Source organism: Acinetobacter sp. Ag2 (assembly GCF_001005515.1).
Classification (GTDB): Bacteria; Pseudomonadota; Gammaproteobacteria; order Pseudomonadales; family Moraxellaceae; genus Acinetobacter; species Acinetobacter bereziniae.
The window spans coordinates 77,116-97,447 of sequence record NZ_LBNA01000051.1 but is presented as its reverse complement, the minus strand read 5'-3'; the positions used below and the strand labels follow the sequence as shown (position 1 = coordinate 97,447).

Sequence of the window (20,332 nt, the reverse complement as noted above, 5' to 3'; positions counted from 1 at the left end):
ATAGTTTTATAAAAAAATGTGCCCTATTTAAACCAATATAAATAGGTTTATTTACTCTCAGTCTTCGATTCACACGCCTCTGCTAATGAGGCTTTGTGAATAATGTCAACGATATTGGCGATACAATATAGAGTATTTAACTGTACATCCGCATTGTCAAAACTACTGGCATGTTCATAACCATTAATTATAAAAGTTCCTTTCAGTGCCTGCTCATTTGTTCGGACATCCTCTCCAGATTGATAACACACTGTACCATCACCTTTTGAAGTGGGTTTTAGATCTAAATAAAATGTCGCTTTATTGGTTTTAGAAATTTTAAATTTTTCATCCAATAAAACTTGTCTTACGCCGTCTTTTTTATACGCATTATTATGTAAGTTGTGTGTTTTTGAACCCTCTATGATTAAATCAGCATCGTCTTCTTGAAGATTGCCTTGATCTTCCACTTTGACGCTACTTCGATCTTGTATATTTGGAAACTCAATATGCTCTTGCTTACCATATAAATCCATTAATTCAATCAGTTCCTGTTCACTGCTGATATTTAATTCTTCCTTGCAACGCCATACGACTTGACCGAATGCTTTAAAACTTTCATCAGCACCATAGTTTGCATATGTATTGGTATGATAAGTATCCATAATATGCTCATGTAATTTTTTTACTATATCAATATTATCTACATATACATCAAAAACACTTTCATAGCCTTTTTCATTGGCTTCTTGTTTCATTAACTGAGCAGGATCAATAAAATCTGGATTCATCATCGCCCACCAACTGTCTTTTCTTTGGTAAATTTCAGTATACGGATTAGCCGTTCGAGGTAATGACGCGGTAATTTCACCGTTGGGAGTTTTAGCCTTGATGAATATCCATGCTTTAGGATTTTTTGGAAAATCTTTAGCATTTACATAATTTGTAAAGGGTAATAACTCCAAGCCTCCGGGCGCGCTTGCTAAAGTCGCTGTTAAGCGTTCAGAGGTATCTCCAAACATAAATTTGGTGATCCAAGCTTTTAAGCTATTCAGCAACCCTGTAGATGCTTTCCAACCATCCCAACCAACAGTGAGGCGTTGATAGACTGCAGGCGCTCCCGTGGCAGGCATCGCACCATGCACCACACCCGCGATCTTATCTTTAACTTTATCGTTTTGAATCAAGGCACGTGTTACCAAACCGCCCATAGAATGGCTAACGATAATAAATTTTTTAAATTCTGATGTCGGGAATTCTTTTTTAACTTGTTTTAAAACTTCATGATTAAGTCTATCCGCAATTTTGTCCGCGGACTGCATATTGCTCTCTAGCCAATTATAGCCACAGGCAAATACTGGAAATTCGTAATCAGCCAGTGTTTCATGTTGTTCCAAACTTAATAATTCGATGACTTTGGCGCTTGACCAGTTGTTGAGTATTTTTTCTGTTGTCGCATTTCCAGGTTTTACAATTTTCTCCCATTCCACAGTACCTTTAAACTGGTCTTTTTGTTGATCTTTCAATTTCTTAAATGCTCGATTTAAATGACTTTCTAAATAAATCAATACATTTGCATAACCAAGATTGATTACCGAACCCCAGCCTCGTGCCAGTGCGATTTCTTTGGTAATGTGAGGAATGAGTTTTTTACTTAATTTGACCTCACCATCAAACCCCACTTCAGTCGTTTTAGGATTCAGTGCTATTTGCCGTTCCTTGGCATCTCTTTTACTGTATTCGATGATCGTGGAAAGTGAGACTTTGGGATACCAAACTTTATTCTTCTTTGTATCTTTGATATTTGACCCCATAATGCCTGGGATAAAAATAATTGGTACTACATATTTTGCAGGTACAATTATTTCACACTCCGTTTTCACACTGCTTGGGGTGGTCTGTGAAACATAAGAAATGCTGCCTGATTCATAAAGAATTTCATAGGCTTCATGTGTATACACATTATTTGACATGATTATTCTCCGAATTTACGGATTGTTTTTAAAATTGATTCATATAGTTTTAATGCATCAAATTGTTCTAAACTGCTAGTTTCACTATACGGAGTTGAATATCCAGTATCTACTTCAAAACCAATCAAAGGGTCTTTATTATCTCTTGCAGTTCCAGTATGTTCCCATAAAGCACTGATTCCATTCTTGCCTTTCATTTTCTCTATAGAAATCCATTCTTGACCTATTAAATACGGCGTATTTTTTTCACCTTTTCGAATATTATCTTTATCTATTTGGCGTTGGCTTTGTCCAACCTGTCTTAATTTATTCTCAATTCTTGGAATCAGTGGTGCTGTATCTCTTGAGTTTGTTTCTGCATCAAATCTTAAAACGACAGTCGGATAGTCTTTAAAATCAAAAGCCAATGTTTATTTACTATGTCTAAATTTTTTATCATTGTCTTGAATAAAACCCTGATAAATACATTGACCGTTTTCTTGTGGAATTTCATGTTCGGGACGATAACGTAAATTTTTAATCAAATGCTGCATTGCTTCATTACTTTTTTCAGTCCACATCGGTAAGTCACTATGTCCACCTTCAATTAAAAACAAGGTTCTTCGGTCAAGTACAAAGCCAAAGACTGTAAAAGGGCGCCCTTCGTTTTTTGACTTTTTACCCTTGAAGATTTTGGTAAGTCGTCCTGCTATTTTCTGTATTGGAGGATCTTCAGTAAGAAACCAGTCTCCTTCAGAATATTCTTTTTTTACTTTTTCAATGGCAACATTCAAGTCTTGAGGAGTGGCATTTTCCTGTACCTTAATAATAAAAGAATCATATTGGTCGTATCGTTGCAGTGGATTTGCTTCATCAGGAATATCAACTACATAACGCCCAATACAATACGTTTTGGTTTTTTCTAAATTAATCATATTATTTCCAGTATTTTTTAATTCTGATTTTGCAAAGGTAAAATTTATAGCAAGCATACAAAACGTAAACATGACATAACAACGTAACTTACTCATGGATGCTCCCTTTTTAGCTAAACGCGCTCCTGTGTAAGCTTGACAATTCGACATAGTAAAAAGATGATTTAACTATTATTATGAAGCGCTTATTTTTAATTTAGGAAAACTTAACACAAAATATATATTTTCTCAAATATAAATGATCATTATTTTCATTTAAACTTTGACTATATAGAAAAATTAAAATAATACATTGATTTAAAATAAAAAACCCAAGTCAAATCTTGGGTTTTTTAAAATGTTTAGACTCACATAATTTAATATGTATGAGCAACTGCTTTAGCACGTGCCTTATGCAATTTTTTATAACTGTCAATCAAACGTAAATGACGGTCTAAACCCTCTAGCTTCATGCTGGTTTCTGTCAAACCATAAAAACGAATGCTTCCCTCTAGAGAGCCAATCACTGCATCCATACGCTCATCACCAAACATACGGCGGAAATTCGCTTCATAGTCATCCAGATCCATCTCGTCATCCAGTTCGACTTCGAGCATGACATTCATACACTGATAGAACAAACCACGTTCAACGGTATTGGTGTTGTATTGAAGGAACTGTTCCACCAAATCTTTGGCTTCTTCAAACTGCTGTAAAGCAAGATAAATTAACAGTTTTAACTCAAGAATAGTGAGTTGTCCCCACACTGTATTATCATCAAACTCAATACCAATTAACGTCACGATATCGGTATAGTCATCAACCTCAACTTCTTCAAGACGCTCAACCAAAGCTTCAAGCTGTTCATCATCCAAACGATGTAAATTTAAGATATCTTCACGGAACAACAAGGCTTTATTGGTATTGTCCCAAATTAAGTCTTCAACCAAATAAATTTCAGAATAATCTGGCACGATAATACGGCATGCAGTTGCACCTAAATGCTCATAGACCGCCATATAAACTTCTTTACCCATTTGTTCAAGAATGCCCATCATGGTTGCAACTTCATCAGCATTGGCATTTTCACCTGCACTGCTAAAATCCCACTCAACAAAGTCATGGTCAGCTTGAGCACTAAAGAAACGCCAAGACACCACACCACTTGAATCAATAAAATGTTCAACAAAGTTATTCGGTTCAGTCACGGCATTACTGCTAAAGGTCGGCTTAGGTAAATCATTTAAACCTTCAAAGCTTCGACCTTGTAATAACTCAGTCAAGCTACGCTCCAAAGCCACTTCAAGCTTAGGATGCGCACCAAACGATGCAAATACGCCACCTGTACGCGGATTCATTAAGGTGACACACATCACTGGAAATTCACCACCCAACGATGCATCTTTAACTAAGACCGGGAAGCCCTGTTCTTCTAGACCTTTAATACCCTCAACAATACGTGGATACTTGGCTAAAACATCTTCAGGTACATCAGGAAGAGTAATTTCACCTTCCAGAATTTCTCGTTTAACTGCACGTTCAAAAATTTCAGATAAACATTGGACTTGCGCTTCGGCTAAAGTATTTCCAGCACTCATTCCATTACTTAAATATAAGTTTTCAATCAAATTTGAAGGAAAATAAACCACTTCCTGATCAGACTGACGTACAAAAGGCAACGAGCAAATCCCGCGTGCTGTATTGCCTGAGTTGGTGTCATAGAGATGCGTACCTAACAATTCATTGTCTGGGTTATAGATCTCTAAAGTATATTCATCCAGAATTTCTTTAGGGAGTTCACCATTTGGACCTGGTTGAAACCATTTTTCATCTGGATAATGCACAAACTCAGCATTGGCAATCTCTTCCCCCCAAAACTGATCGTTGTAGAAGAAATTACAGTTTAAACGTTCAATAAATTCGCCCAAAGCAGATGCCAAAGCGCTTTCTTTGGTTGCACCTTTACCATTGGTAAAACACATAGGTGACTGTGCATCACGAATGTGTAATGACCAAACATTGGGAACAATATTTCGCCAAGAGGAAATTTCTATTTTCATGCCCAAACCTGCCAGAATCTCTGACATATTGGCAATGGTTTCCTCTAAAGGTAAATCTTTACCTTCAATATAAGTTGAACTTTCTTTTGCTAAATTTGGCATCAGCAAAGCTTGCGCATCAGCATCAATGCTTTCAACTTCTTCAATGACAAATTCAGGACCTGTTTGAATGACTTTTTTAACTGTACAACGGTCAATCGAACGTAAAATCCCTTGGCGATCTTTGTCTGAAATATCAGCAGGAAGTTCGATTTGGATTTTAAAAATTTGTTTATAACGATTTTCTGGATCAACAATATTGTTTTGAGATAAACGAATGTTATCAGTCGGGATATTTCGTGCAGCACAATAAACTTTAACAAAATAAGCTGCACATAACGCAGATGATGCCAGAAAATAATCAAAAGGACCCGGTGCAGAACCATCACCCTTATAGCGAATTGGCTGATCAGCAATAACGGTAAAATCATCGAACTTCGCTTCTTGTCGAAGATTATCGAGATAATTAACCTTGATTTCCATGTGGGCACCTAAAGAATCTTATGTGTGAACACGGACACATAAATTTAAATATTGAAAATAAGTCAAATAACACACAACAAATTGACTTAAAAAGAAACTAACATCAACGAATATTAGTCAGAATGGGCGCTATTATAGAATTATTTTATTAAATTGATAATGCTTGTCTGGCGTTAATCGAAAATCTATCTAAATCATCCTGTGTGAGCATCAAATATTTATCTGCTCAATACTGCATAGATCAGTTGAATTTTTTATTGAATAAGAAACCAATAAGTGATTTTTTCCAAAAATATTTTTTGTAATTTCCATCTGAAAGCTAGACCTAGTGTGCCTTTTCATCGAATGTTTAAGTTATAATTACTTACATTATTTTACCTTTCATAAAATTCTGTATTAATAAGGGTCTGTTGAGTAATCGTCTATGTTTGTGACTACGCCTGTTGTTTAGGTGATATTCACACTGAATACGGAATCTAGTCATGCTATATGCTGAGGTGCATTGTTTAGCAAGCTAACAACGTTGTGACAAAAATACCACTCTCCCCGCTGTGGCTTGCGTTGTAAATAAACAACGAAAGCCTTTTATGAAAAATCAACAGCCCCTAAAATCTGAAGTTTGCTATGTCAAAAAATCTCGCTACACTGATTGGTTTCAGTGCAATTTTGCAGTGGTCATCCATCGTAGGTTTACTGAAAAAAATCAGTTTTAGTATGGGCGCAGATTTAGCAGTACTACTTATGTATAGCTTAAGCACATGTATTTTATTGCTCTTCTTTAAAATTCCAAATTTAAAACTTATTTCAAAGAAATATTTAATCTTTTCAACTTTGCTCTTTGTGATTTATGAGTTGTGTTTTTCTTATGCAATCGCTCTAGCACAAACGGCTCAACAAGCGATCGAAGTCAGTTTAGTAAATTATCTTTGGCCTGGCTTAACGGTTGCCATGTTGATTCTATTTAAAGAAATCAAATTTAATATTTTTGTTGTGTTTGGTTTAGCTATTAGTTTAAGTGGCATTGTCATGATTCAAGCTGGACAAGGCGCATTAAACTGGACAAATATTTTATCCAATATTCAAGCCAATCCAACCAGCTATATTCTTGCTTTCCTTGGTGCATCGTTGTGGTCGTTATATTGTGTTATTACCAAAAAATACAGTGATGGACACAATCCGATTTCATTCTTTTTTGTGGCGATCAGTTGTGTACTATGGGCAAAATATTTATGGTCACATGAATTTAGCTTTAATGTAATCCAGCATTTTGAACTGTCTACCTTTGCGCTGTTAGCGATGGTGTCTTTTGTGATGGCAATGGGTTATGCCGCATGGAATATTGGAATTATCAAAGGCAATATTACCATTTTGGTGACCTTGTCTTATTTTAGTCCAGTCATTTCAACCGTGATTTCCATGACGATTTTACAAACCCGTTTACCTACAGAATTTTGGTATGGTGTGATTTTAGTGACAGCAGGTTCGTTGGTATGCTGGGTTTCAACCAACTGGCAACAACTTAAAGATAAATTCCTCGCAGTCCTTAATTAAAATATTTTTAAATTTTTTGATTTAATAATGCATACCAATTTGGCATAACCAAATGGTTTATAAGATTATTTCTATAATTTGAAGAAAGTTCAATAAACTGACACCTAAGCTGAAAAGTTTTATAAAAGATACTTAAAAGATTTATAACGCATTAAAAAAGCACCCGAAGGTGCAAAGCACAAAACATTAAAAATTAAATAATATAGCGTTTACTTAAGCCCCACTCAGCGAGAATCCGACGGTACATGGTAGAAGAGCGGTCTGCTTCAAAGTGGGCTTCCATTGAAATATCTAATGGAAGTTCTTCAGGTTTTTGACTTTCGATCATGTCCTGATCTTCTGCAAAAATCTGAGCGTTGAAATCATAAACCGCCTGTAAATCTCCTGTTGTATCGAAGTTACGTGTGAGTGGGACAAATAAACGGGTTTTGTTAGATGAAACAGGACAACATGCATTTAAAATTTTTAATACACCTTGTCGTGGAAATTCAACTTTTAACACCGCCGAAAATGGTGGATAAACATCAAAAATACGTTTCCACAAAAATCCTTCTGGTGCTAAATGTTGTAAGCCATGCGGATAATTACTCACACCGCTGACATATTCAGTATGTAAACCATAAAATGTTCGTTCAGTGGTGTATTTAGGAACGATCGGATTATTTGCATCTGCAAAAGATTGGTGATGCACCCATGCAAAATGTGCAACATCAATAAAACCTTCCAGTTGACGACCACTAGAGCCTGCAATATCAACAAATGGAGGCAATATTGCCTGATGCTCTGGATCATCCCATGTATCTAAAACAGGAAAATTTGCTAGCTGTTCATCACGGCTAAATAAACTGGTCCAGACCAAACCATACTTTAAAACCACAGGAAATTTTGTCAGGCTAAAACGCTCAGAAATTTTACTGAGTTCGGGCTGTGCTGGAATCTTGGTACATTGTCCTTTGGTGTTGTAATGCAAGCCATGATATGGGCAAATAATCTCCTCACCCTCTACCCAGCCTTTGGTTAACGGTACGCCACGGTGCGGACAAATATCTCGAACCAATTGAATTGCACCACTTTCTGTTTGGTAGAGTGCCATTTTCACATCTAACAGCTGGACTTGTTGCGGTTGCATTGTGACGTCTTGAATACGTGCCACTGGATACCAGTGTTGAGCAAGTATCTCCCAGTCTTTAGGTTCAAATGTACTACATTGCGGTTGGCTAAATAGTTGAAGAACTGGAATTGCATTCATACTAAACTCACAAATTTTATATTTAACTTCATTAACCTATGCCATGATGCAGTACTGAATTTCAGTTAAGTGCTTAAGGCATACTTTAAAATTACGAATTTAGTTAAATTCTGTCTATTAGAAAGTTTAATATTGATCATTCTAAAAATTAGAACACATTCGAAGAACATTATTTTTATTTTAGAACGATAAATTGGCATAGAAATCGCTTAGCTTTTCACTGACCTTGTTATTTGTTTAACTGAAAGAATAAGCAAAATGTCTCCCGTATCACCATGGACAGCGTTATATGCCAATAAATATGACTTTTTCACGATTCTCTGATTATTTTATCGCTGTTGCAAAAACAGGGAGTTTAAGAAAAGCTGCGGATCAGTTGTATATTTCTGTTTCGGCAATACACCGTCAAATTGCTTTAGCTGAAGAAGAATTTGGAATCGATCTATTTGAACGTTTACCCAATGGCTTAAAGCTCACCCTTGCTGGAGAATTACTCTATGCAGATTTAATCAAATGGCAGAAAGAATTCCAACTTACCCGTAATCGTTTTGATGAAATACAAGGGCTTTCACGCGGAACCATTGACTGTGGGCTGATTACTGCGCTCAGTGATGGTTTTGTTCTCGATTCTATTCAATATATGTATGAGAACTATCCTTGGATCAATTTTAACTTTCATATTCAGGACAGTGAAAAAGTTTCAAATATGATTATGGACGCTGAGATTGATTTTGGCATTTTGTTGAATCCTAAAGGACACCACCAACTTGAGGTTTTAGCATTTGTTGAAATTCCAATCGGGTTTGTTTTACCTAAAGATCATCCACTCACTAAAACTGAAAAAATCCATTTATCAGATACCTTAAATGATCAACATTTAATTCCAAGTGCACCATTAATCATTCAGGATTATGTGCAAACACTGTATAAACATTATCAAATTGCACCACATCACCAGTTAGAGTGTAATGACATCCGAATGATAATGTCATTAATTCAGAAAAATTTAGGTATAGGTCTACTTTCTTATATCGATGTCTATCCTTATTTAGAACGAGATGAACTTTGCTTTAAACCGATTCGTGAAAAAGGTTTGTACCCACTAACACTAGCCTTATGTGTTGCACCAAAGCGACAGCTTTCTCGTGTTTCACAAGTCATGATTAAGCATTTGATTGAACAAATAGAGCGATTTAAGCTCAAATTGATTGATTATCAATAAGCGCTGTAGGGGATGAATCTGATATACATTTTCTTATAAGATACGCAGCAGTCTGAAGCACATCTTGTCGCATATTGAAGTTAACGTCCTTGTCAGCACTCAATAAAAGTTGATAAACATCTAAGATGTCATTAACCCAAATCAACTTTGAATTAAACCGATATAACCATATATCAATCCAAAGGATTACCAACAATATTATTAATAATGCCACGCATGATATGAGGACCTTGTTCGCGACGCAAATCTGCATACCATTCTTTGGTTACAGTCTCATCTTTCATATGCGTGACATCACAACGTTTTCGCGCGCGCAATACCAATTCATTGGCACGCTCATTGCGTTTATTTTGATAACGTTTTAATGCATCTTCTAAACCTAAAGTATTGATCTGCAATGCTCTTGCCAAATAGATCGCATCCTCCATGGCTTGACAACCTCCTTGACCAATATCAGGAGTGGTACTGTGTGCAGCATCGCCCATGATCACTACACGCCCTTTATAAAATTGGGTAAAAGGTTCAATATCATGAATTTCTACACGATTGGTGGTTTCTACATCTATTGCCTCAATTAGGTTTTGTACAGGGGCACACCAATGCTGAAAATATTGCTTAAATAAAGTTTTATATTGGCTTTTGTTATTGTCTAAACCTACAGGCAATGGAACATCAAAGAAAAAGTAAAAGCGATTTTCAGCAATCGGCATCAACGAAACTCGTTTTCCATCACCAACAAATGTTGTCCATTGATCTGCTTGTGCCAATTGATCAGAAATTTCAACCAAACCATTCCAGTTGACATATCCCGCATAGCGTCGTTCAACCTGCTCACCCAAAACATACTGGCGTGTCAAGGAATGTGTGCCATCAGCACCAATCACCAGTGCTGTAGTAATTTCAGTTCCATCTGCAAATGTAACCTGAACATGTTGATCGATTTGTTTTAACGCCACCATTTTTTTTCCAAGGTGAATATCGTCTCGACCAAATTCATCCATCAACATATTTTGTAAATCTGCACGCGAGACTGGATACGGACGTTGTCCAACCTCTTCAATTAATGGCAATAAACTAAATTGCGTCATTTTATCGCCAGTTAAACCATCGAAATAGGCTAAATGATCCATTTGACCACCAAGTTTGGCAATTTGTTCCGTTAAGCCCAAGTAATTTAAGCACTTCACACCATTTGACCATAACGAAATTGCTGCACCTACAGCCCTGATCTGCTCAGTTTGTTCGTAGATGGTGACCGTATGACCGAATTTTTTTAGTGCAATACCAGCGGTTAGTCCTCCCATACCTGCACCAATAATTGTAATCTCCATCTATTTCTCCTCTGATTGTTTTCTCGCACTGTTGCCTAAAATGCTAAAAACGTGCCATTTATATAAAAATCCATACATTTTCAGAGAAGAATTGGCATAGGCTGTGCATGATAAGTGCCATAAGATATTGTTTTTATGAGTGCTTATAAAATATTTGTCACTGATAAGAACGCTTCTATTAATGTGAATAGTAATATGAATGGTAAATAAATATGGCAACTTTACTTGCACCAAATTTTGAACTTCCTGCACATTTACAGCGATATACAAATTTGGCAGATCCCCGAATTGGGGCAAAAGTACTTGAATGTTCAGATGAATTTTTTGCTGAGGCTTCACGAATGTTGCAATTCGATGCGCCTGTTTTTGTCGAAGATAAATTTGATGACCACGGTAAGTGGATGGATGGTTGGGAAACCCGCCGTAAGCGTCATTCAGGTTATGATTGGGCAATTATTGAATTGGGAGTTGCAGGTAAAATCAGTGCCTTTGACATAGATACTACTTTTTTTACCGGCAACTACCCTGCATCGGCTGCTATAGAGGCATGTTATGCACCAAATGGGAACCTGAATAATGCACTGTGGCACCCCATTTTAGCCAACTCTATACTTGGACCTAGCCAACATCATCTCTTCAATGTGAAAAGTGAAGATATTTTTACACATGTTCGATTAAATATTTTCCCAGATGGCGGCATTGCACGTTTTAGAGTTTATGGTGAAGTGAGTATTCAGATTCAAGACCAAACACAAACTTTAGATTTATTGGCATTGGAAAATGGTGGGCGGGTAATAGCTTATAGTGATGCCCATTTTGGACATCCTCGTAATTTGATCAATCCAGGACGTGGAATCAATATGGGAGATGGCTGGGAAACAAAACGCCGTCGAACCCCTGGCTTTGATTGGTGTGTTTTAGCACTCGGCAAAAATGGTTTGATTGAAAAAATTGAAATCGATACTGCACATTTTAAAGGCAATTACCCTGCTCAAGTCTCCATTCAAGCCACTTATATTGAAAATGCGACAGACCCGCAATTAATTCCACAAAGTATGTTTTGGTCGTATTTATTACATCCCCAAGATATGCAAATGGATCATATCCATCTATACATCGATGAAATTTTAAAACATGAAAAAATTTCTCATATCCGCGTCAACATGATTCCAGATGGGGGCATCAGTCGGATTCGTCTATGGGGGAAAATCATTGATTGATCTCATGAACTATATCCAAATTCAGCCACTCAGCAAAGATGCTTTTGCACCTTTTGGTGACGTGATTTCCTGTGAAGGCAATGATTTTTTTCCGATCAATAATGCGCTAACCGAACGTTATCACGCCTTAGCTTTAGCACAAACCAATACAGGACAAGTCGGTTTAAGTATTTTTCGGAATACTCAAAAAACAACTGTTCCCTGTACAATCAAAATGCTTGAACGCCATCCTCAAGGTTCACAAGCCTTTATTCCGATGCATGGTCAATCTTTTTTAATTGTCGTTGCAGCACAACTTGACCAAAATACGCCTGATCTAGCGCACATTTATGCATTTATCAGTAATGGAAAACAAGCCATTAATTATCATAAAGGAACTTGGCATCATCCATTATTGACGCTCGAAGCACCGAGTGATTTTGTCGTGGTCGATCGTATTGGAGAGGGTCATAATTGTGATATCTTTCCATTCGAAGAAAATATTGTGTTAACTTTTTAATCATCGGCTTATTGCTAAACCATTGGGTTCAGTAATAAGCCAAAGTAACATAGATTTATGCGACACAAACGCTATAAAACCATAATTTAATTATCATAAAGACCAGTATCATCGATTCCTTTTCTCAGGCTTCAATGCATTTAAATCATTAAAAATGATACTTAATCAATGCACTGACATTATTTTCATCTTTGCCTGAGATACCATATTTATTATTCCAAACCGAATATTCAACACCTAAATATAACTTTGTGTTGGGTGAAATATGTTTGCCCGCATTCCATTTCCATTGTGTGGTCCAGTTTAACTCACTGGCATGGTCATCTTCAGCAGTTGACCAATCCAGAAAACCATCAATCAAGAAATCTTCAGATGCAATTGTAAATGGCACACCAAAAACGAAAGTCAATTGATAGTCATCATCTGTATTTTTATAATTATCCGCCTTATAAAAATTTAATTGGGCATATTGAAAATATGGAATCGCCAAATCTACACCGATCCCATATAAGTAATTATTAAAACCTTCTCCACCTTCCCAAGTAGTTGCAATCAAAACATCTTTAATAGGACCAACCTCTAACTTTCGCCCTGAAATCGCCCCTAAGCTCAAGCGTGGTGAAACTTCAAAATAAGTTTCATTACCTGAAACGTCATTATTGGTGCGGTCAGCAAATGCAAAAAAATCACCATATTTCAATTTTGCCGCATATTCAAAAGTAATCGTAGACTGGTCATCTTCTCGAGCTATCAATTCATAGTTTTTACCATATAGCCCTGTAATACTAAAATCTTGCCAGATTGGAGCAGCTTGAGTGCCAAGTGCGGTACATAGCAAAGTTGTGAACGCAGCAAACTGTGTCAATTTCATTTTATAAATTCCCCATAAGAAACAAAGATAAACACCGCAATAGATAAGCAAAAACAAAGCCAATATTTTTATAATTGGTAAAAAATATATAAAAAAAGCTCAAATAAATGAGCTTTAAGTCCTTGATAAAATGTATTTTATACTTTAGCTTCCCCGATAAGTGGAGTACGCAAAAGGACTGATTAATAAAGGAATATGATAATGCTGGTTAATGTCATTTACAGAAAAGTAAATCACGACTTTAGGAAAAAAAGTATCTAAATCAAAGCGATTAAAATAATCAGCAGTATAAAATACTAAATGATATTGCCCCGTTTGTATCTCACTTAGATTGAAATCTGCAACACGCCCATCATTGTTCGTTTTAGACTCAGCAATCAGTTGCTCCTGTGCATCAAATAATTTGATCACAACATCTGTTGCAGGTTTTCCCAAATGTGTATCTAAAATATGGCTACTAATCATCGGATTTCCTTTATGACTCAAATTCTAATGTTCAGACAATGCCTGCGTTAAACGTAAAATTGCGATTTCACTCAACTGTTGTTTCACGATACGTTGTTCTGTTTCAACATCATTCAATAAACGATATTTCAATGCCTGTAAGATTTCACTGTGATCCAAACCTAATGCACGAATCAAAAACAGAAATCCAAACTTTTTTTCATAGGACAAATTGCCTTTTAATAAAGCATCTTCTATTTCGCTGCTTTGTTTTATTGCAGATTGTTCACGATTGGAAAATTCACGTTCTTGTTCAGTCAGATTCGCTTTAGCCTTTTTTTCACCAATTCGAGGATGATTGTTTAACGCTGTTAAAATCTCATCCCAAGTCCAAGTTAATGCCTGTTTTTTGGCATAATCCAAAAGGTCATCTAAACTTGTAAATGGACGTGTAGAAACAATATCTTGTGTCCAACGTGGAATCTGTACACAATGATTAAGCATTGCTTGAGCTTGTTGTTTTGAAATTTGATTAAATTCATTTAAATTCACAAGTTATACCTATCATTCAAAATGACTAAAGACTGAAGCGCTTTTTTAAAGCTTTTCTGCTCATTTTTAACATTGCGTTGATGCCTCTTGCGCTGGATGATATTTAAACCAATGTTCTGCAATATCTCCACGCCGACATACCCAAACATTGTCATGTGACTGAACATAATCCAAAAAACGTTGGAGTGCTTTAAAACGTCCCGGGCGCCCTAATATACGACAGTGCATGCCAATCGAAAGCATTTTTGGCGCTGTTTCGCCTTCCGTATAAAGCACATCAAAAGCATCTTTAAGATATTGATAAAACTGTTCTCCGCTATTAAAACCTGCTGGTGCACAGAATTTCATATCATTACTTTCTAAGGTATAAGGAATAATTAAATGAGGTCGGCTTTCACCATGTGCATTGGTTAAATTTGTCCAAAATGGCAAATCATCACCATAGTAATCACAATCATATTTAATCTGAGGAAATTCTGCCAATAATTGCCGTGTGTTGGGGCTATCTCGACCTGTATACCAACCGATTGGGGCTTGTCCAAATAATGCTTCAAGCACACTGATCGCTTGATCCATATGTTGACGTTCTGTGTCTATATCGACATTTTGGTAGTTGAGCCATCGTTGACCATGTGAAACCACATCATAATTGGCATTTTTAATTGCATTGACGATATAGGGATTGCGCGCCAATGCCATCCCGACTCCAAATATGGTCATGGGTAACTTTCGTTTTTGAAATTCATGATGAATGCGCCAAAAACCTGCCCGAGAACCATACTCGTACATTGAATCCATAGACATATGTTTATCTGGGAAGCTTGCAGCACCGACAATATCGGATAAAAATTGCTCAGAACCAATATCACCGTGTTCAATATGATTCTCAGCGCCTTCTTCGTAGTTCAGGACAAACTGTACTGCCAGTCGAGCTTGGTTGGGCCATTCCACTTTAGGAACTGAACCGTGATAACCAATCAAATCCCGTGAATAAGAAGCATTTTGAATTTGATCAATAAGTGCTTGACCACGTAAATAAGTTTTACTCACTCAAACCGCCTTTAAACTTTTCAATCACCATTTTTTAGTGTGAATGATTAAGCAGTTTTTATGCCAATTTCCGTGATGCGCTATTGCATGGGTTGAGAACTTAACTGCAAATGCTTTTTATCTCCACTAAAAATATATTGGTGTTTCCCAATTTGAAAACTGTGATGGGTCTGCTGATTTTTATCCAATTGATTCGGTACAATTTTTGAGTTATTTTCAGTGAATTCTTTGACTAAAAATTGATAAATTTTCTCAGCCATTTGTGGATCTAATAATTTATTCACGATTCTATTTTGAAGATATTGATCTAAGCGCTGAGTAAATATTTCAATTAAATCTTTATCACCTGAATTAAAAATAGTTTTAAATTCATTCAATGTAGCAACATGCTTATCGAGTATTTTTAATCCTGTTGTTTGTATGGCATTCACTTCAAATTGATCTGTACGCTCAAAAACTGCATTTAGGCTTTTTTTAGCATCTGTAAAATTTGGATCCTGATCAGAATATTGCTGATAAATCTCATCAAAAAGCTGCTGATATTTATATGAAATCGAAGCATAATCAGACAATCTAAAATATTGCTTTTGATTTAAATACACTAAATCATCTGAACATTTCTTGCCACATTGTGCTTTCTGTTGTTTGCTTATTGCACTTGTTTGGAGATACTGCTTATAAAGATGATCGGCATCATCAAGGTATTGTGGATTGTACGTCCATTTGTATTTCACCAAACTTGCATCACCTGCGGTAAGATAAGTTTCATATCTCACCACTTTTCTATCCTTAGCTAAGTCTTTCTCCCATAAATCACGATATTGGTTCAAGATCTTAACGCCAGCAATGGTAAAGTCAGAAGCAGCTAAGGCACAATTTTTATTGTCTAGATAACCTAAAAAATCAGAAACAAAAATAACATCCATCTGATAAACATCTATTTTTTCTGAGTTATCACTTTTTAAAAATTCATCCAACACTTTAAGAGGCAAATAATCAATTCCCTTACATTGTGTTTGCAGTGGTTGGGCAAGTTGAGTTAAATCTGCCTTTAAGGTCACAATATCTGCATATGTGGACAGCGATATACCACCCAGTAATCCCAATAAAGCTATTTTTCTCATCATAGGTTTCATGATGTTCTTCTCATATTTTATTTGTAAATAAAAAACTCGGCATTGCCTAATTGATTATTGAGTAAATCATAGCGAAATTCACGCATCAATGTTGAGCTCAATGCTTGCTTCTGTGCCATCATGATTTTTAACAGTTGTAAAAACTGACCATGACTAAAGACCAACAAATGTTGATCGGTGTAATGCGATTTAAGTGCGTCTAAATGTTGCATAAAATCTGTAACGCGGTAATAAAAATTGGCAAAAGATTCAGCATCATCACTTGTGATTAGATTGACATCGGCACGACTCCAATAGTCATCTACCCAAGGTTTACGTTCTTCTAAAGTGGTGTTTCTACAACGTCGATCTGATAAATATGAAAATTCTTGAATATTCAAAACTTCAGGCGTAATTTGATCCCGAAGTAAAACAGGTTCGGCAGTCAGTCGTGTTCGCAAAAAAGGTGAAATATAGATTTGCTTGGCTTTTGGCAGAGTATTCGCCAGATTTTGAGCTTGTTGATGTCCATATTCTGTCAAAGGAATACTGGCATGCGATTCTACTCTTCCATTAACGTTTCCTAAGCTTTGCGCATGGCGAATTAAATAAATACTCATTTAAACTTTGCTCTACTTTGTTTTATTATAAAAAGTACTTCATATTTTTTTGATGTTCAGCATTTAAGCAAAAACATGCAATCAATGTTTTAAAAATAACGCTTTCTCGACTGCTCTACGGTTGACTAAACCTTGTACAGTTTTTCCACTCGCTTTAATCCATACATCGAATTGCTGACCTGCAGCAATATAATCCAATGTATTTAGTCGCTTCAATAAGGTCGAATTTTGAAAAGGATTGATTCCAATGTTATACGCCAATGATACCAATGCATCAAATTGATTTTGACTCAATGGCACTTGAACAGCACGACTCACGGCTTGTTCAAAACGTTTCAGGTCAAATTGCATATAGCTTTTAGCTTGTTCAATGGTACATTGATCAGCATATTGAACAGCTTTTCCATTCGGATAACGGGTTGTGCCATAACCAATTGTAATTACACCGACTCCATCATCATAAGCTTTCAACTTTAAGCCCTCAAAGCTACAAATCAGATCAACACCTTTGGAACTGATCCGAGTGATTTTATCTTGGGCAAAACCAATGATATTGTTATCAGAGTCAATAGCAATACCGATATTTGAATTAGAGTAATCGGGCTTAGGTTTATTCAATTTATGCTGCGTTTTGTTAAATAAGACTTGAAACCATTTGGACCAAAAGTGAGACATGGAGAAGACTCTGAAAATTGATGAGATATAGCTTTGGTCAACATTCTATACAGAGCTTTGTGCTGAAATATAGTGGTGTTTCGTTGTCATGTTTTTTTAAAACTCCTTTTTGACTAAAAAGGAGTTTTAAGCTTTTTACCCATAATGATTAAAACAGAAAATAACGCTGTGCCATCGGTAAAACTTCCGCAGGTTCACAAGTCAAATGAACTCCGTCTGCACGTACTTCATAAGTTTCAGGGTGTACATCCATGACGGGACAATAACAATTATGTTTCATGTCATTTTTACTGATATTTCGGGTATTTTTACAGGGAGAAATAAGCTTTTTCAGTTGCAACTTTTCTGCAACACCCTGATCAATCGCAACCTGAGATAGGAAAGTAATACAGGTATTATGAACACCTCTTGGATATGCGCCAAACATCGGACGATAATGAACGGGCTGTGGCGTAGGAATTGAAGCATTAATATCGCCCATTGGTGCAGCAGCAATCATTCCACCTTTAATAATCATGGATGGTTTGACCCCAAAAAATGCAGGTTTCCATAACACCAAATCTGCCAACTTTCCTTCTTCAACTGAACCTACCTCATGGCTTAAACCATGAGTAATCGCAGGGTTGATGGTATATTTTGCAATATAACGCTTTACACGATTGTTATCGTGATATTGATTATCACCCTCCAATGGTCCACGTTGTACTTTCATTTTATGCGCGGTTTGCCATGTTCTTAAAATCACTTCCCCCACACGTCCCATCGCCTGTGAATCCGATGACATCATCGAAATAGCACCGAGATCTTGCAAAATATCTTCAGCGGCAATTGTTTCCCGACGAATACGGCTTTCTGCAAAAGCGACATCTTCAGCAATTGCTGGATCTAAATGATGACAGACCATCAGCATATCTAAATGCTCATCAATGGTATTGATTGTATAAGGTCGTGTTGGGTTAGTAGAAGATGGCAAAACATTCGCTTGCCCAATGGCTTTTAAAATATCAGGTGCATGTCCACCACCTGCACCTTCTGTATGATACGTGTGGATTGTACGATTTTTAAAAGCGGCTAATGTTTCTTCAAGAAAACCACCTTCATTTAAAGTATCGGTATGAATCGCAACTTGTACATCATACTCGTCTGCGACAGTCAGGCAATTATCAATTGCAGCTGGGGTAGAACCCCAGTCTTCATGAAGTTTCAGCCCAACCACACCGGCTTGAATCTGTTCTGCAATGGGTGCAGGCTGGCTCAAATTCCCCTTGCCCAATAAACCGATATTCATAGGTAAATCATCTATCGCTTGTAACATCGTCGCAATATGCCACGGACCTGGGGTTACAGTTGTGGCTGAAGTTCCTGCTGCGGGACCTGTACCACCGCCAATCATTGTAGTCGTTCCCGACATCAATGCCGTTTCGACTTGCTGCGGACAAATCCAGTGAATATGTGTATCTATTCCCCCTGCTGTTAATATTTGCCCTTCACCCGCAATAACTTCCGTTGCCGCACCTAGTGGAATGGTAATATCTGGCTGAATATCAGGATTACCTGCTTTGCCTATCTTCCAGATTCGACCATTTTTTAAGCCAACATCTGCTTTGATAATTCCCCACCAATCGACAATCAAAGCATTGGTAATCACCGTATCAGCAACCTGATCTGCCAACAGTTGTGACTGCCCCATACCATCACGAATGACTTTACCACCACCAAATTTAACCTCTTCACCATAGGTGGTTAGGTCCTGTTCAACTTCAATAAATAGCTCAGTATCTGCTAATCGAACACGATCTCCTACTGTAGGACCAAACATTTCAGCATATGCGCGACGTGACATTTTCATTATTCATTATCCTGTTGGTCTAATTTGCCCATGACGCGACCTGCAAAGCCATATACTTCACGTTTACCTGCAAGTGCAACGATTTCAACATCACGACTTTGCCCCGGTTCAAAGCGTACTGCCGTGCCTGCGGCAATATTCAAACGAAAGCCTTTGGCACGCTCTCGATCAAATTGCAAAGCATCATTGGCTTCATAAAAATGAAAATGCGAACCGACTTGAATCGGGCGATCGCCTAGATTTGCTACGCTTATTTTTAAGACTTCTCGTCCAACATTCATTTCAATATCACTATCAGGCGTGATCATTTCACCGGGTATCATCGTCTTGCTCCCAAATTTAGAATTTTATTTTATTCAATCGGTTGATGAACGGTGACTAACTTTGAACCATCTGGAAAAGTTGCCTCAACCTGCACCTCAGCAATCATCTCTGCCACACCATCCATCACGTCTTCGCGACTGAGTAATGTCGTACCATAATGCATCAATTCGCTGACCGTCATGCCATCACGTGCCCCTTCAAGCAATGCTGCGGAAATAAAAGCAATCGATTCTGGGTAGTTCAGTTTTAATCCACGTGCTTTACGTCTTTCTGCAACTAAACCAGCGGTAAAAATCAGAAGTTTGTCTTTTTCTGTAGGGTTGAGTTCCATGA

The 20,332-nt window shown here is 37.0% G+C and carries 18 protein-coding genes and 1 pseudogene; 4 read left to right on the top strand and 15 right to left on the bottom strand.

All coding sequences use genetic code 11. The features are described 5' to 3' along the window. Window positions 1-47: 47 nt before the first annotated feature. The 3 genes and pseudogenes from AAV97_RS12310 to AAV97_RS12300 form a co-directional block, all read right to left on the bottom strand. Window positions 48-1,952 carry a lipase family alpha/beta hydrolase gene (locus AAV97_RS12310; RefSeq protein WP_046760713.1) on the bottom strand — a complete coding sequence of 635 codons (1,905 nt, stop codon included), beginning with the start codon at window positions 1,950-1,952 and terminating at the stop codon, window positions 48-50. A 2-nt stretch (window positions 1,953-1,954) separates the two neighbouring features. After that, window positions 1,955-2,962: pseudogene (locus AAV97_RS12305) on the bottom strand (T6SS immunity protein Tli4 family protein). Between the two features lie 260 nt (window positions 2,963-3,222). After that, window positions 3,223-5,427 (bottom strand): OsmC domain/YcaO domain-containing protein, encoded by a 2,205-nt coding sequence (locus AAV97_RS12300; protein ID WP_046760712.1) that lies wholly within the window; start codon window positions 5,425-5,427, stop codon window positions 3,223-3,225. Window positions 5,428-6,051: 624 nt separating this feature from the next. Between AAV97_RS12300 and yddG the strand changes: the two genes are divergently transcribed. Further along, window positions 6,052-6,978, top strand: coding sequence for an aromatic amino acid DMT transporter YddG (yddG, locus tag AAV97_RS12295; RefSeq protein WP_046760711.1), 927 nt, complete (start codon window positions 6,052-6,054; stop codon window positions 6,976-6,978). Between the two features lie 193 nt (window positions 6,979-7,171). Here yddG and AAV97_RS12290 read toward each other — a convergent pair whose 3' ends face one another. Then, complete coding sequence (locus AAV97_RS12290; protein ID WP_046760710.1) at window positions 7,172-8,227, bottom strand: aromatic ring-hydroxylating oxygenase subunit alpha; 1,056 nt, start codon at window positions 8,225-8,227, stop codon at window positions 7,172-7,174. Between the two features lie 289 nt (window positions 8,228-8,516). Here AAV97_RS12290 and AAV97_RS12285 point away from each other — a divergent pair, with 289 nt between their 5' ends. Then, window positions 8,517-9,449, top strand: a complete 933-nt coding sequence (locus AAV97_RS12285) for a LysR family transcriptional regulator (protein WP_046760709.1) — start codon at window positions 8,517-8,519, stop codon at window positions 9,447-9,449. Window positions 9,450-9,622: 173 nt separating this feature from the next. Here the strand turns inward: AAV97_RS12285 and hpxO are convergent, their stop codons facing one another. Beyond that, window positions 9,623-10,780 (bottom strand): FAD-dependent urate hydroxylase HpxO, encoded by a 1,158-nt coding sequence (gene hpxO, locus AAV97_RS12280; RefSeq protein ID WP_009586874.1) that lies wholly within the window; start codon window positions 10,778-10,780, stop codon window positions 9,623-9,625. Between the two features lie 212 nt (window positions 10,781-10,992). Between hpxO and alc the strand changes: the two genes are divergently transcribed. Together alc and AAV97_RS12270 are read left to right on the top strand one after the other, a co-directional pair. Beyond that, on the top strand, window positions 10,993-12,000 hold the full coding sequence (gene alc / locus AAV97_RS12275; RefSeq protein ID WP_046760708.1) for an allantoicase: 1,008 nt from the start codon (window positions 10,993-10,995) through the stop codon (window positions 11,998-12,000). A gap of 4 nt (window positions 12,001-12,004) precedes the next feature. After that, window positions 12,005-12,499 carry an ureidoglycolate lyase gene (locus AAV97_RS12270; protein ID WP_046760707.1) on the top strand — a complete coding sequence of 165 codons (495 nt, stop codon included), beginning with the start codon at window positions 12,005-12,007 and terminating at the stop codon, window positions 12,497-12,499. A gap of 148 nt (window positions 12,500-12,647) precedes the next feature. Here the strand turns inward: AAV97_RS12270 and AAV97_RS12265 are convergent, their stop codons facing one another. From AAV97_RS12265 to ureA, 10 genes are all read right to left on the bottom strand, one after another. Then, the gene (locus AAV97_RS12265; protein WP_009586877.1) at window positions 12,648-13,370 is read right to left on the bottom strand and encodes an outer membrane protein OmpK; all 723 of its coding nucleotides are present in this window, start codon (window positions 13,368-13,370) and stop codon (window positions 12,648-12,650) included. Window positions 13,371-13,514: 144 nt separating this feature from the next. Further along, a complete protein-coding gene (gene uraH, locus AAV97_RS12260) occupies window positions 13,515-13,835 on the bottom strand; it encodes a hydroxyisourate hydrolase (RefSeq protein ID WP_004830697.1) in 321 nt (106 codons plus the stop codon). 24 nt (window positions 13,836-13,859) lie between these two features. Then, window positions 13,860-14,366 carry a 2-oxo-4-hydroxy-4-carboxy-5-ureidoimidazoline decarboxylase gene (gene uraD / locus AAV97_RS12255; protein ID WP_046760706.1) on the bottom strand — a complete coding sequence of 169 codons (507 nt, stop codon included), beginning with the start codon at window positions 14,364-14,366 and terminating at the stop codon, window positions 13,860-13,862. A gap of 66 nt (window positions 14,367-14,432) precedes the next feature. Next, entirely contained in the window at window positions 14,433-15,416 is a 984-nt protein-coding gene (gene puuE / locus AAV97_RS12250; protein ID WP_005031660.1) for an allantoinase PuuE, read from the bottom strand. Between the two features lie 80 nt (window positions 15,417-15,496). Continuing rightward, window positions 15,497-16,543 carry a hypothetical protein gene (locus AAV97_RS12245; RefSeq protein WP_228136548.1) on the bottom strand — a complete coding sequence of 349 codons (1,047 nt, stop codon included), beginning with the start codon at window positions 16,541-16,543 and terminating at the stop codon, window positions 15,497-15,499. A 26-nt stretch (window positions 16,544-16,569) separates the two neighbouring features. Then, the gene (locus AAV97_RS12240) at window positions 16,570-17,151 is read right to left on the bottom strand and encodes a histidine phosphatase family protein (protein WP_046760704.1); all 582 of its coding nucleotides are present in this window, start codon (window positions 17,149-17,151) and stop codon (window positions 16,570-16,572) included. An 81-nt stretch (window positions 17,152-17,232) separates the two neighbouring features. Beyond that, entirely contained in the window at window positions 17,233-17,826 is a 594-nt protein-coding gene (locus AAV97_RS12235; RefSeq protein ID WP_046760703.1) for a lysozyme, read from the bottom strand. A 148-nt stretch (window positions 17,827-17,974) separates the two neighbouring features. After that, complete coding sequence (gene ureC / locus AAV97_RS12230) at window positions 17,975-19,675, bottom strand: urease subunit alpha (protein ID WP_042088740.1); 1,701 nt, start codon at window positions 19,673-19,675, stop codon at window positions 17,975-17,977. Next, entirely contained in the window at window positions 19,675-19,998 is a 324-nt protein-coding gene (locus AAV97_RS12225; RefSeq protein ID WP_004830685.1) for an urease subunit beta, read from the bottom strand. The genes ureC and AAV97_RS12225 overlap by 1 nt, the downstream gene beginning before the upstream one ends. 29 nt (window positions 19,999-20,027) lie before the next feature. Next, on the bottom strand, window positions 20,028-20,330 hold the full coding sequence (gene ureA / locus AAV97_RS12220) for an urease subunit gamma (protein ID WP_004830684.1): 303 nt from the start codon (window positions 20,328-20,330) through the stop codon (window positions 20,028-20,030). Window positions 20,331-20,332: the final 2 nt, after the last annotated feature.